Annotated in this window: 10 protein-coding genes and 3 tRNA genes; 6 read left to right on the forward strand and 7 right to left on the reverse strand. The window is 37.1% G+C overall.

Translation table 11 applies throughout. The features are described 5' to 3' along the window. Window positions 1–8 precede the first annotated feature (8 nt). Window positions 9–2267: an ATP-dependent Clp protease ATP-binding subunit ClpA gene (gene clpA, locus ESZ36_RS16860; protein WP_146790010.1), complete on the forward strand. Its 2259-nt coding sequence runs from the start codon at window positions 9–11 to the stop codon at window positions 2265–2267. 350 nt (window positions 2268–2617) lie between these two features. On the opposite strand, the gene ESZ36_RS16865 is transcribed toward clpA, so the two are convergent. The 3 genes from ESZ36_RS16865 to ESZ36_RS16875 form a co-directional block, all read right to left on the reverse strand. Continuing rightward, window positions 2618–2693: transfer RNA gene (locus tag ESZ36_RS16865), tRNA-Asn, on the reverse strand. 40 nt (window positions 2694–2733) lie between these two features. Continuing rightward, a tRNA-Asn gene (locus ESZ36_RS16870) sits at window positions 2734–2809 on the reverse strand. Window positions 2810–2849: 40 nt separating this feature from the next. Beyond that, window positions 2850–2925, reverse strand: a tRNA-Asn gene (locus ESZ36_RS16875). Window positions 2926–3565: 640 nt separating this feature from the next. Here ESZ36_RS16875 and ESZ36_RS16880 point away from each other — a divergent pair. Further along, entirely contained in the window at window positions 3566–4954 is a 1389-nt protein-coding gene (locus ESZ36_RS16880; RefSeq protein WP_146790012.1) for an MATE family efflux transporter, read from the forward strand. Beyond that, complete coding sequence (uvrB, locus tag ESZ36_RS16885; protein ID WP_146790014.1) at window positions 4951–6972, forward strand: excinuclease ABC subunit UvrB; 2022 nt, start codon at window positions 4951–4953, stop codon at window positions 6970–6972. Before ESZ36_RS16880 ends, uvrB begins: the two co-directional genes overlap by 4 nt. A gap of 12 nt (window positions 6973–6984) precedes the next feature. Here the strand turns inward: uvrB and ESZ36_RS16890 are convergent, their stop codons facing one another. Both ESZ36_RS16890 and queC read right to left on the reverse strand, forming a co-directional pair. Then, window positions 6985–7197 carry a hypothetical protein gene (locus ESZ36_RS16890; RefSeq protein ID WP_146790016.1) on the reverse strand — a complete coding sequence of 71 codons (213 nt, stop codon included), beginning with the start codon at window positions 7195–7197 and terminating at the stop codon, window positions 6985–6987. 407 nt (window positions 7198–7604) lie between these two features. Beyond that, window positions 7605–8261, reverse strand: coding sequence for a 7-cyano-7-deazaguanine synthase QueC (gene queC / locus ESZ36_RS16895; protein ID WP_146790018.1), 657 nt, complete (start codon window positions 8259–8261; stop codon window positions 7605–7607). 140 nt (window positions 8262–8401) lie between these two features. Here queC and queE point away from each other — a divergent pair, with 140 nt between their 5' ends. Next, window positions 8402–9070, forward strand: coding sequence for a 7-carboxy-7-deazaguanine synthase QueE (gene queE, locus ESZ36_RS16900; protein ID WP_146790095.1), 669 nt, complete (start codon window positions 8402–8404; stop codon window positions 9068–9070). A 19-nt stretch (window positions 9071–9089) separates the two neighbouring features. Here queE and alr read toward each other — a convergent pair whose 3' ends face one another. Then, on the reverse strand, window positions 9090–10172 hold the full coding sequence (alr, locus tag ESZ36_RS16905; protein ID WP_146790021.1) for an alanine racemase: 1083 nt from the start codon (window positions 10170–10172) through the stop codon (window positions 9090–9092). Window positions 10173–10371: 199 nt separating this feature from the next. Here alr and murQ point away from each other — a divergent pair, with 199 nt between their 5' ends. Together murQ and ESZ36_RS16915 are read left to right on the forward strand one after the other, a co-directional pair. Beyond that, on the forward strand, window positions 10372–11298 hold the full coding sequence (murQ, locus tag ESZ36_RS16910) for an N-acetylmuramic acid 6-phosphate etherase (protein WP_146790023.1): 927 nt from the start codon (window positions 10372–10374) through the stop codon (window positions 11296–11298). A 10-nt stretch (window positions 11299–11308) separates the two neighbouring features. Continuing rightward, window positions 11309–12505: an exo-beta-N-acetylmuramidase NamZ family protein gene (locus ESZ36_RS16915; protein ID WP_146790025.1), complete on the forward strand. Its 1197-nt coding sequence runs from the start codon at window positions 11309–11311 to the stop codon at window positions 12503–12505. A gap of 64 nt (window positions 12506–12569) precedes the next feature. Here the strand turns inward: ESZ36_RS16915 and ESZ36_RS16920 are convergent, their stop codons facing one another. Continuing rightward, a complete protein-coding gene (locus tag ESZ36_RS16920; protein WP_146790027.1) occupies window positions 12570–13835 on the reverse strand; it encodes a GGDEF domain-containing protein in 1266 nt (421 codons plus the stop codon). Between the last annotated feature and the right edge of the window lie 216 nt (window positions 13836–14051).

Raw genomic sequence — 14051 nt, forward strand, 5'->3', positions numbered from 1 at the left:
GAGTAGCTATGCTAAACAAAGACTTAGAAGTATCACTTAATTTAGCCTTTCGCCAAGCTAAAGAATCTCGCCATGAATTTATGACTGTTGAACATTTATTGTTGGCCCTATTAGATAATCCCTCAGCGATCGAGGCACTTGGTGCTTGTGGAGCGGATTTAACAAAACTTCGTAAAAGTTTATTAGACTTTATCAGCGAAACTACACCTACGATTCCGGTAAGTGAAAATGAGCGTGAAACTCAACCTACGTTAGGTTTTCAACGGGTATTACAACGCGCTGTATTTCATGTGCAATCATCAGGTAAAAATGAAGTCAGCGGCTCAAATGTCTTAGTGGCAATTTTTAGCGAACAAGAATCACAAGCAGCTTATATCTTGAAAAAATCTGATATTAGTCGTTTAGATATTGTTAATTATATCTCTCACGGTATTGCAAAAATTGATGATGAACATTCTCCACATACTTTGGACGGCGAACAGCAAAGCGAAGAAGAACCACGTACCATCGAGAACTTTTCGGTAAACCTTAACGAAGAAGCTATAAAAGGTAATATTGACCCTTTAATTGGTCGTGACGATGAACTTGAACGTACTTTACAGGTGTTGAGTAGACGTAGAAAAAACAATCCGCTTTTTGTTGGTGAGGCAGGCGTAGGTAAAACCGCTATTGCTGAAGGCTTAGCTAACTTAATTGTTAATAAACAAGTGCCTGAGTTTTTAGCTGATGCGACCATCTATTCTCTAGATATGGGAGCGTTACTCGCAGGAACTAAATATAGAGGCGATTTTGAAAAACGCTTTAAATCCTTATTAAAAGAGCTTGAAGCAGATAAGAATGCCGTACTATTTATTGATGAAATTCATACTATTATAGGGGCTGGTGCGGCGTCTGGCGGTATGATGGATGCTTCCAACCTACTAAAACCGTTATTGTCAGCTGGGAAAATTCGTTGTTTAGGCTCTACGACATACCAAGAGTATCAAAGTGTTTTTGAAAAAGATCGAGCCCTAGCCCGTCGTTTTCAAAAAATTGACATCGCTGAGCCTAGTGTTGCTGACACCACTAAAATACTGCAAGGTTTAAAAGAGAAATATGAAAGCCATCATGGCATTCGTTATACTAATAAAGCCTTACAAGCAGCAGCTCAGCTGTCAGCTAAATATATTAATGAAAGGTTTCTTCCTGATAAAGCTATTGATGTCATTGATGAAGCGGGTGCCAAGCAACAACTTGTTGCACCTAATAAGCGTAAGAAAGTTATTAATAATACCGATATTGAAAGCATTGTTGCAAAAATGGCTAGGATTCCTGAAAAATCAGTATCACTTACTGAAAAGGATGGACTTAAAAATCTAGACCGAAACTTGAAACTTGTTGTCTTTGGTCAAGATAAAGCTGTTGATGAGCTTTCGTCCGTTATTCGATTATCTCGAGCAGGGCTAGGTAGTGAAGAAAAACCGGTAGGTTCTTTCTTATTTGCAGGCCCTACAGGTGTTGGTAAAACAGAAATAACGCAACAGTTAGCTAAAATATTAGGCATAGAGTTATTACGTTTTGATATGTCAGAATATATGGAGAAACATGCTGTTAGTCGTCTTATTGGCGCTCCTCCTGGTTATGTAGGTTATGAGCAGGGTGGTTTACTAACGGATGCAGTTATAAAACATCCTCATGCGGTAGTTTTATTGGATGAAATAGAAAAAGCTCATGAAGATGTTTATAACATTCTATTGCAAGTGATGGATCACGGTACATTAACGGATAATAATGGTCGAAAAGCCGATTTTAGAAATATTATCCTAGTGTTAACAACTAATGCAGGGGTACAAGAAACGGTACGTCAATCTATCGGCTTTAAACAGCAAGACCATAGCCTAGATGCATTGAGTGAGATAAATAAAGTCTTTTCACCTGAGTTTAGAAACCGCTTAGATAATATTGTTTGGTTTAATCATTTGGACAATATTGTTATTCATCAAGTAGTCGATAAATTTATTGTCGAGTTACAGGCTCAGCTTGATGATAAAGGTGTATCACTTGAATTAACTAAGCAAGCTAAAGATTGGTTAGCTGAAAATGGTTATGATAAAGCCATGGGAGCAAGACCAATGTCTCGCTTAATTCAAGAGCACTTGAAGAAAACACTATCCAATGAGTTGCTTTTTGGTGAATTGACCCATGGTGGTACTGCCAAGGTTGATGTTAAGAAAGATAAATTGGTCTTTAATTTTGAAAACAAGCAAGAATTGATTACCGCGAAATAATAATTCACAGGTAACCTATTAAAAACCTAACGAGTTCGTTAGGTTTTTTTATGCCTGCTATTTAATCTTTTATTAAAGGGTGTAGTGGTTGTTGGTTGATGTGAATTTAAATATTTGTCTTATTAAGGGCGAAAAAACTTGATACAGAATGTTTTGTTTAAAATTTAATTTGGCTTCTAGAACTTTATATAAAATGGCTCAAGCCAGCGATTTATAAAGGCTTAAAGAGACTGTAGTCTATCGTTTTATCTACAATTATATTAGAGAGTTAGATGGTGGAATTACGGAGGTAACTTTTCTATAGGCGAAAAAAAACCTGCATATAGCAGGTTTCGTTTCACATTTTAATGTGGCTCCCCAAACTGGGCTCGAACCAGTGACACATGGATTAACAGTCCATCGCTCTACCAACTGAGCTATTGGGGAATAAACTTTTTTAACTTCTGTTTATTAATGAAGTTGAATGTGGCTCCCCAAACTGGGCTCGAACCAGTGACACATGGATTAACAGTCCATCGCTCTACCAACTGAGCTATTGGGGAATAAACTTTTTTAACTTCTGTTTATTAATGAAGTTGAATGTGGCTCCCCAAACTGGGCTCGAACCAGTGACACATGGATTAACAGTCCATCGCTCTACCAACTGAGCTATTGGGGAATCTCGCGTTAACCTCAGTGGCTAACGGGGCAGAATAATAAAGACCTGTGGCCTATGTGTCAACACAAAAATAATAAATTATTGAAATAAATATTGTTTGCTGAAGATGTGTTCAGAATAGGTTCTTTTACACCACTATTAGACGGTTTTTTGTACTCATCGATATCTTGATAATATTTTAACCTGATAATAGTGCAAATACTTAGTTATCCACGATTCCTGTGGATAACTATGTGGATTAAAGTGTAAGTTTACGTTGCTAATACGGTTTGATTGGCGTGTCTATAAGTCAATAGAAAATGACATTGTTTTTATATCGTTATATTTCAAAAGGTTGAGCTGTTTTTATGTTTTATTTGATAATTAGGCTGATTTTTAACCACCCCATTTTTTTACTATATTACTTGTGTTTTGTTATTCCTTGATATCTTAATTGTATAAGCTTGCAGTACCTTTTGTTATGACACTTCAATAAAGGAATATGTTACGTATTTATTTTTATGGCATTAGTTAAACGTAGTTTTTGATAAAGGGTGGTTATCGGATAAATCTACACTAGGTAAAAGTTAGTTAATCTTTTACAATGTACTACTACATATTATTTACCCTGACAGACCCAAAGAATCACTGATAATAATAAATGACCAAAACTAACACTGTTACACCTAATAAAAAACGAGTTAATCTACTCGAAGATCCTGTTGCTAGTACTTTAAAACGTATGACCATTCCAATGATTTATGGCATGGTGCTTTTGATGACATTCAACTTAATAGATACATTTTTTGTTGGACTTCTCGGGACACAACCCCTCGCAGCTATTAGTTTCACATTCCCTGTTACCTTCACTGTACTTAGTTTAACTATTGGTTTGGGTATAGGAACCTCTGCAGTTATCGCTAAATATTTAGGTAAAAAAGATACAAAGTCTGCAAAAAATGCGGCAACAGCTGCATTGTATTTAGCGGCAATTATAGTCGCGTGTTTATCCACAGTGGGTTATTTTATTACAGATCCTTTATTTACTTTGCTTGGTGCTCAGCCATCTTTATTGCCTTTAATTCATCAATATATGGATATTTGGTATATCGGAAGTGTTTGTTTAATTGGTCCTATGATCGGTAATGCAGTTTTACGTGCATCAGGGGATACTAAAACACCCAGTATGATAATGGGCAGTGCCGGACTTATTAACGCCATACTTGACCCTATTTTTATTTTTGGTTTCGGGCCAATCCCAGCTATGGGAATACAAGGTGCGGCAATTGCCACCTTAATTTCGTGGGTTTTTGGTTTAGGTTTCGTATTGTATATTTTAACTAAAAAACACGACCTTATTCATACAACTATGTTGCCTATTAAAGAGCTGGTTATTGCCTGTAAAGATATCTTAAAAATAGGTTTACCTGCTGCAAGCGCAAATATGTTAACACCCTTAGCGGCGGCTATTATGACTGCAATAGTTGCTACTTATGGTGAGGCAGCTGTAGCAGCCTTTGGTGTTGGTTCAAGACTTGAATCAATAGCTTGTTTGATAGTACTAGCCTTATCGATGACTTTACCCCCTTTTATTAGCCAAAATTTTGGAGCAGGTCAATTACATCGAGTAGAAACTGCTTACAAAGCTGCCATAAAGTTTATTCTAGTTTGGCAAATCGTAATTTATATTTTATTAGCTTTATGCGCACATTGGATCGCAAGTGTTTTTACCAAAGAGACTGAAGTTGCTGATTTAATTAAACTGTTTATTTGGATACTCCCACTAGGGTATGGTTTGCAAGGCATTATCATATTAACTAACTCTTCATTTAATGCTTTACATAAGCCAATGATTGCTTTGGGTTTAAGTATCATACGATTATTTGTTTGTTATTTACCATTAGCCTATTTAGGCAGTTTATTTTACGGGTTAGCAGGTTTATTTGCCGGTGCTTTACTTGGCAATGTGTTAATGGCCATGATTTCGTACCGACTATTTAGCAAAGAATTTATTCATAATGAGTCGGCTTCATCGGAGCAAGTGGTATGAGAAAGTTAACTATTTGCTCTGAATATACTCCTAGTGGTGACCAACCAACAGCGATAAAGCAACTGTTAGAAGGTATTGAGTCGGGTTTAGCCCATCAAACGCTTTTAGGTGTAACTGGCTCAGGTAAAACTTATACCATTGCAAACGTGATTGAAAAACTTAATCGACCTACTATTATGTTAGCACCCAACAAAACGTTGGCGGCGCAATTGTATGGTGAGATGAAAGAGTTTTTCCCGAATAATGCAGTTGAGTACTTTGTTTCATATTATGATTATTATCAGCCTGAAGCTTATGTGCCAACAACAGATACTTTTATAGAGAAAGACGCTTCGGTTAATGAACATATCGAGCAAATGCGGCTATCGGCTACTAAGGCACTGTTAGAGCGTCGAGACGTGATTATAATTGCTTCAGTATCTGCTATTTATGGTTTGGGTGATCCTGACTCTTATTTAAAGATGATGTTACATATCAGTCGAGGTGACATTATAAATCAGCGCGATATTTTACGTCGTCTCGCTGAACTACAATACACTCGAAATGATGTTGCTTTTGCGCGTGCTACTTATAGAGTTCGTGGTGACGTTATTGATATTTTTCCTGCTGAATCTGATCGCCTAGCTTTACGTGTTGAACTATTTGATGAAGAAATTGAACGGATAAGTCAATTTGATCCACTCACAGGACAAGTTGAAAGAACGCTGGATCGGGTTACGGTATACCCAAAAACACACTACGCTACGCCTAAAGAAAAAATCTTAGCGGCAGTAGATAAAATTAAAATTGAGCTGAAGCATAGGTCACAACAGCTCAAGGATAATAATAAGTTAGTCGAGGAACAACGTCTTACCCAACGTACTCAATTTGATATTGAAATGATGACTGAGCTTGGTTATTGCTCTGGTATAGAGAACTACTCTCGCTATTTATCAGGGAGAGAAGAGGGCGGTGCACCACCAACATTATTCGATTATTTACCTAATGATGGTTTACTCATTATTGATGAATCACATGTTACTGTCCCACAAATTGGCGCCATGTATAAAGGGGATAGATCGCGTAAAGAAAACCTGGTGGAATATGGCTTTAGATTACCGTCTGCGTTAGATAATAGGCCAATGAAGTTTGAAGAATTTGAAGCTATATCACCACAAACAATTTATGTCTCGGCTACACCAAGCAAATTTGAATTAGAGAAATGTGGTAGCGATATTGCGGAACAAGTAGTTAGGCCTACAGGCTTACTTGACCCAGAAATCGAAGTTAGACCGGTTGAAACACAAGTTGATGATTTATTATCAGAAATAAATAAGCGACTACCACTAGACGAAAGGGTCTTAGCCACTACATTAACCAAACGTATGGCCGAAGATTTAACGGATTATTTGTATGAGCATGGTATTAAAGCACGCTATTTGCATTCAGATGTTGATACGGTTGAACGGGTAGAGATTATAAGAGACTTTAGACTAGGTAAATTTGATGTTTTAGTGGGGATTAACTTACTTCGAGAAGGCTTAGATATGCCAGAAGTCTCTTTAGTGGCAATTTTAGATGCGGATAAAGAGGGCTTTTTACGTTCTGATCGTTCCCTGATTCAAACTATCGGGCGAGCTGCGCGTAATCTCAATGGTCGCGCAATACTGTATGGAGATAGAATCACGGGCTCTATGCGACGTGCTATTGATGAAACAGAACGACGTAGAGTGAAGCAACACCAATACAATTTAGACAACAATATCACTCCCCAAGGCGTTGTTAGAAGAATTACCGATGTTATGGGCGTTGGTAGTTATAGTGATGCTAAGTCACTCGATAAAGTTGCAGAGGCTAATACAAACTATCATATTAACCAGCAAGCTGAAGAACCTCTACTAACCACGTCACAAATTGACACTAAAATAGTTGAGCTTGAAAAGCTAATGCAGGGGCATGCGCAGAATTTAGAATTTGAACAAGCTGCTGCTATGCGCGATAAAATCGCAAAGTTACGAATACAGCAACTATCTACTTAAACAGAGCTCAAATTATTTCAGCTCTTGTACTGAGTAATGACCGAGAATATTAGCAATCGCATCACTACTACAGTGCGGAAGGTGGCTTATCTCTTCTATTATTCGGTCTTGAATATCGACAGGAAACAATAATAGCCGTTCCATATAAAGGTGGGCCTGAGTTTCATTATTTGAGTCAATCATCTGCTTTAAAAGTCGTGCTTGATACTTCCAAGTTGCACTCATAAGATATCCTCAATTAATCATTGAACACCTTTTAAGTCTAGAGCTAAAGCGTGCTAACGGTTATAAAATTTTTGTCTTAAAAGAGAATAATGGGAAGATAATAATCTATAGTTATATATGCTATTAAAAACATTATGTTAAATGATTAAAAAAATAGAACAAAAGGGCAACTTGCATTATTTGCTGCAGTAGAGGCACTTCTCGTGATGATTTCCTTGTGATAAATATCTTATGCTGCGTTGAAAGTCCTCTTGAGAAATTTCTAATTTATCAGCTAAATTCGATTAAATATTGCTGATAGTAGTATGACTCTGATTCAAAGATAGCTGCAATATGTGCATCTAACTTTGATTCAGACATAGTTTCACTTTTGTAAATCACTCTACCTGAAATTACTTCAGCGTTCTTTATTCGTATGTGATTGGATCAGTTACATCATTCTCTTCAAAAGCTTGTAAGCGCTCTTCGCATGCACCACATTTTCCACACGCTTTATCTCGTCCGTTATAACAGGTCCACGTATTACTGTAATCTAGACCCATTGCTATACCATCCGCAAGGATTGCCGTTTTATCGACACTCAAATAAGGACTAAATATTTCGACACTTTCATAATTTGCAATTTTACAAACATCATTCATTTTTTCAACGAATTCAGGTCGACAGTCTGGATAAATAGCATGGTCACCAGAATGAGCACCATAATAAACTTGATCTGCCCCAACCGATACTGCATAAGCAACGGCTAAAGAAAGTAAAATCATATTGCGGTTAGGCACAACAGTTGATTTCATACTATCTGCTTCGTAATGACCTTCAGGAATATCAATATCATCAGTAAGTGAAGAACCAGCAAGTAATTGATTAATAGCTGAGATATCAATTACCTTATGGTTGATAGCTAACTCATTACAAACAGTGCTAGCGCACTCCAACTCTTTTACATGGCGTTGACCATAATTAAAAGATAAAGCAAATACTTCTTTTCCGTCTTTTCGAGCACGGTTTAATACAGTAAAAGAATCCATGCCACCAGAATAAATAACAACAACTTTTTCAGCCATTTGAAAGCTCTCTTAATTGATCTAAGGTATAATAATAATCGCCTATCATTTTACTTGAAATAAGTAACAGGCTAAAGCAGAAAGTGAATACCACGCCTAATAAAATAAACCACAATGCAGAAGAGAAAACCATAACAGACATGAACTATAAAATTAATGAGCTTTTTGAAACCATTCAAGGGGAGGGCTCCTTCACGGGCCAGCCATCAATTTTCATTCGATTACAAGGTTGTCCTGTCGGATGTTCGTGGTGTGATACTAAACATACTTGGGATATCGAACTTACGGACCAAGTCAGCCCTGAAATTATGTTAGCTAAAAAAGCGGAGACTGCTCAGTGGGCTAATTTCTCAGCTGAAGATATTCTAGCATTAGTGAAGGAAAAGCATTTTAACGCAAAGCATATCGTTATTACTGGCGGCGAACCTTGTATGGTTGACCTAACGCCACTTTGTGAAACCTTTGAGAATCTAGGTTATAGTACGCAAATTGAAACATCTGGTACCTTTGAAATTCTTACTACAGCAAAATGCTGGGTAACCGTTTCTCCTAAAATTAAAATGCGCGGTGGTTATGATATTTTAGCGAGCGCTATGTCACGTGCTAATGAAATAAAACACCCCGTTGCTACAGAGCAGAATGTAGATGACTTAAAAGCACTATTGGCAATGCATCAGGTTGAAAATACTCCTGTATATTTACAACCCATTAGTCAAAAGAAGCGTGCAACCGAGTTAGCAATAGCAACATGTATAGCTAACAATTGGCGTTTATCCGTGCAAGTTCACAAATATATTGGTATCGAATAAATAAAACTGCGCCGTTCAGTTAACCGGCAAATACTTTGGGTACGCGTTTAGATACTCGAGTTAATAATTCATAATTAATGGTATCGCTGTTTTGAGCAACGATATCAATACTTAAGTTTTTGCCCCACAACTCAACAATATCTCCGATCGCAGTATGTTTCAAATCAGTAATATCAACAGTGATCATATCCATTGAAACTCGGCCAACGAGTGGTGCTTGGGTACCATTAATAAATACAGGTGTACCTGATTTAGCATTGCGAGGATAACCATCAGCATAACCAATAGCCACTGTTGCTAGTTTCGTTTCTCGTTGAGCTTGCCAATTATTGCCATAACCCACTGATTCACCAACTTTCACTGTATGTATAGCAATAATATTGGCTTGTAAGGTCATAACGGGGATTAGTGGTTGGCTTAATGGACTATCTCCAATAGGAGAAGCACCATAAAGTGCTAAGCCTAATCGGTTGTGATCGCCGTGACTCGCAGGCCAATTTAAAATACCCGCTGAATTAGCCATACTATATTTACAGCCATATTTTGCAACTAATGCTTTTAATTGGGCTAGTTGTTTGGCAGGTCGATCGCAATCAATTTGGTCAGCGGTTGCAAAATGTGAACATAATACCAAGTTATTAATTTGTTGAGCTGATAATTGGGACATAACATCGTCAATTTGCCCAACATGGAATCCTAAGCGGTTCATCCCCGTATCGACTTTTAGCCAAATATCACCAGAAAACTCAGGAGTAATTGATTTCAGCCACTCTATTTGATAATCACTGTGAAGCATTAAAGCAAAGTTATTTTCAAGGGCTATTTCAAAGTCACTTTCTTTAAAAGGTCCTTCAAGAATGAGTACAGAGTTATTAATGCCAGCATCACGAAGCGCTAGCGCTTCATCAATAAAAGCAACTGCAAAAAGTTTAACTTTTGAACGTAAAGCGTGAGCTACTTTACTGGCGTCATGACCATAGGCATCCGCTTTGAGAACGGCAATGGTATTGCTGTTACTTGCGAGATTATCAACATATTGATAATTTTTAACAAGGGCGTCTAAGTCGATAATGGCTTGTGTAAGTCTGGAAGTATAACTCATGTGATATTTCTAATGCTTTACTGATGAAAAGTGGCGAAAATAAAATTAAGTCAACGAAATAAATGTCGTTAATTTTTCTATTTATTATAAGTTATCAGTGTACCATGATCAATATTGTGGACCTTAGCTTAATCATTGATTTTATGGTCAAGCGATTATATTTAAAACAAGATCCTAGCAACCATAACGAGAGAATTTAATGAATACGCAAGCCAAGTTAGTTAATGAGCTTAAAAATATAACAACAGAGGGACAAAACCCTAACACGCTAGATATAGACTTGCTTGATTCTCTTGGTGTACTTAAAAAAATAAACACAGAAGATCAAAAAGTTGCTGCAATTGTTGGCCTGTTACTACCTGAAATATCCCAAGGGGTTGATCTTATTGTTGACGCTTTTGCTTGTGGCGGTAGATTAATTTATATAGGTGCGGGGACTAGTGGACGCTTAGGTGTACTTGATGCTGTTGAGTGTCCACCTACATTCAGTGTTTCGAGTGAGCAAGTTATTGGTATTCTTGCCGGCGGTGCTGGCGCTATGTATAAGGCAGTTGAAGGTGCTGAAGATAATAGACAACTGGCTATTGATGATTTGAAAGCGATTAACTTATCTAACAAAGATGTTGTAGTAGGTATAGCTGCCAGTGGTCGAACGCCCTATGTGTTATCAGCAATGGCTTTTGCCAGAGAGCAATACGCCAAAGTGATAGGTATTAGTTGTAGCGCTAATAGCAATTATGCACAACACTGTGATATTAATATTTGCGCTGTCGTAGGCGCAGAAGCATTGACTGGCTCCACTAGAATGAAATCAGGCACGGCACAAAAACTCATTTTGAATATGCTTAGTACTGCCAGCATGATCCGCAGTGGCAAAAGTTATCAAAACCTAATGATTGATGTAAATGCCAGTAATAAGAAACTTTACGCACGTGCTGTTCGTATTGTGATGCAGGCAACTGAATGTGATTTTGATACAGCAGAAATGGCACTCGGCCAAGCAAATAATCAAACAAAATTAGCCAGTTTAATGGTGTTGACGGGCTTAGATAGTACTCAAGCAAAAGCTGCGTTAGCTTCAAATAAAGGCTTTCTACGTCAAGCGGTAGAGCAACAAGGCTGTTAATGTAACGTCTATGAAATTAGTTATTCTTATCAAAGTAATCATACTATTCCTTAGCTTTTATACGTGCATTATTAGCTTGTCTGTTAGTGCTAATGAGAGCATCACTGTAGAAAACAATATCATTGTTGGCGCGGAGCAAGTTGAGCAATATCTACCGCAGCTAAAAGGGAAAAAAGTCGCGTTAGTAGTCAATCAAACTTCTAAGGTGTTTGATGAACATTTAGTGGATGTTTTGTTGAACAAAGAGATAGATATTAAGATGATCTTTGCACCCGAGCATGGCTTTCGAGGAAATCGTGATGCGGGTGAAAAATTTGATTCAAGTATTGATACTAAAACAGGCATACCGCTCATTTCTCTCTATGGTAAAAACCGTAAGCCATCCATAAGTACAATGAAAAACCTTGATGTTATCATTTTTGATATTCAAGACGTTGGAGTCCGTTTTTACACTTACATCAGTACTATGCATTATATGATGGAAGCTGCGGCAGATGCGGGGGTTGAATTCATGGTGTTAGATAGACCTAACCCTAATGGTGCCTTTGTTGACGGCCCGATACTTGAAAAAGAGTTTCGTTCTTTCGTTGGCATGCATCCAATTCCTTTATTACACGGAATGACTGTGGCTGAGCTTGCGCTAATGATTAAAGGAGAAGGGTGGTTAGCAAGTGAAAAGGAACTATCTCTTACCGTTTATAAAGTACAAAGTTATCAAAGAAACAATGTCTATAATTTGCCAATAAAACCAAGTCCTAACTTGCCAAATTCACATTCAATTGCTTTATATCCCTCATTAGCATTTTTTGAAGCAACCCCCGTTAGCATAGGCCGAGGAACGCCTTTTCCGTTTCAGGTGATCGGTCATGAAAATATAAATATTGGAGATTTTAATTTTACCCCTGTTTCAATGCCTGGAGCTGCGAGTAAGCCAAAATTCATGAATATAAGGGTGCAAGGAGAAGACCTTCGTCAGGTTGTAAGTCATGGCCTAGATTTACGTTTTATTTTGCGCTGGTATAAAGCATTTGAAGAACGAAATGCTACTTTCTTTAATAGCCCAAAATTTATGGATAAATTGGCAGGCACGGATAAATTAAGAAAAGACATCATCGCCGGGAAAAGTGCAGAGCAGATTAGACTAAGTTGGCAAGCTGGAATTATTGATTTTAAGCAAAAGCGTAAACCGTATCTCTTATACCACTAATACTTAAACGATAAGTATTAGTGGTTATTCAGTTTAGCCATTAATATAGATCACGAGTATAGAATTAAGCCGCTGTTTTGTTACTACCGGTATTTTTTGCTTTATACAGGGCTTTATTTGCACGGGTAATTAAATCATTAAGATCTTCATCATACATTTGTGCGACAGCGGAGCTACAGGTTATTTTAATTTCATTTGGCCAAGTGGCTCCCTGTATTTTTGCTCTGATTTTATCCGCAACATCAATCGCTTGAGATAACTCAGTGTCTGGGCATACTAATAAAAATTCTTCTGAGTTCCATCGGGCTACCGTATCACTAGAGCGGCAGGTATTATCAACTTCATTTACAAATTGCTGTAGAATTTTATCTGCTATTTTATAACCGTAATTTGGATAAAGATCTTCAAAATAATCGATGTTAAGGAAGATAACACTTAATTTTTGTAGATCAGTGGGCGCTAATTGATCAAAACATTTTCGTAATCCAATACGATTTAATGCGCCTGTCAGAGGGCAACTCATAGTACCGAACTCAATGGTTTGACTCGCTTGTTCAGGTATTTCAATTTCCACTTCTTTAGCTGGCACTAATCGTCTAATGACATAGCCCAGCGCTATACTCCACAACATAATTAACACGGCAATAAGTACTGTAGTACCAATATACTTGCCTTTTAATTCAATGCGTTCAACGGTTAACTCATACATCCCTTGTTGCACTTGCACAGTTGGTGTTATGACAATGGAATAAATATTTGAAAAATCAGTACCACCATTCTTTAGCGTTAAATTATGACTGTTATTCCACCATTGAGGGATAGAGAAATCAGCTAATTTCAGCCAAATAGGGTTAGGAACGTATGCTTCTAAATACTCTAAACTATTATGTTTTAATATTATTTCGTTTCCTTTATTTGAGTAATCGGTATTAAAGTTACGTAACTCAATACGAGTACCCGGTTGTGTTGGGTGATTATGATTAATCCATAAGCCGATTTGCTCATAATTAGATAAGTCTAAACCAGTAAAGGGAGCTTGTTTGCTTAAATCTTGTAGATTTATAATTAACTCACAATACGGTTGAGTTAGATGAGATTTTGTTATTTGGCAGGTAAATTCAAGACCATGATTGGTTTTTACTACTTTTGCAACTGATGCACCTAGCACTGCACGATCATCCACAACCTTAATGTCTGCCGCATTTAAATTGATTACTTTATGCTTGTCTATGTTGAGAAAAAGTAATGATAAAATGAGTAAAGATATAAGTATCAGTGAAATAGTGGCATAAAGTTCTTTGCTTTTTTTAGTATTTTTTTTTGTTTGCATGGAAAAACTATTCCTTAACCTAGGTGAACGTGTTCAATAGTTTAAATCCCAAAAGGATAAAATTAAGATAAATTTTTATTTGGTGAAAATTGAACATAAAAACAGTACTACTTTAAAAGTAATACAGCATTAGTAATAATACCAATGTCTTCAGCCTATCGCTAATTTAGCGATGAGCAATTGATTTACATCAAAAGTATACAGTATTTAAAGTAG

It is taken from the genome of Colwellia demingiae (assembly GCF_007954275.1).
Lineage (GTDB): Bacteria > Pseudomonadota > Gammaproteobacteria > Enterobacterales > Alteromonadaceae > Colwellia > Colwellia demingiae.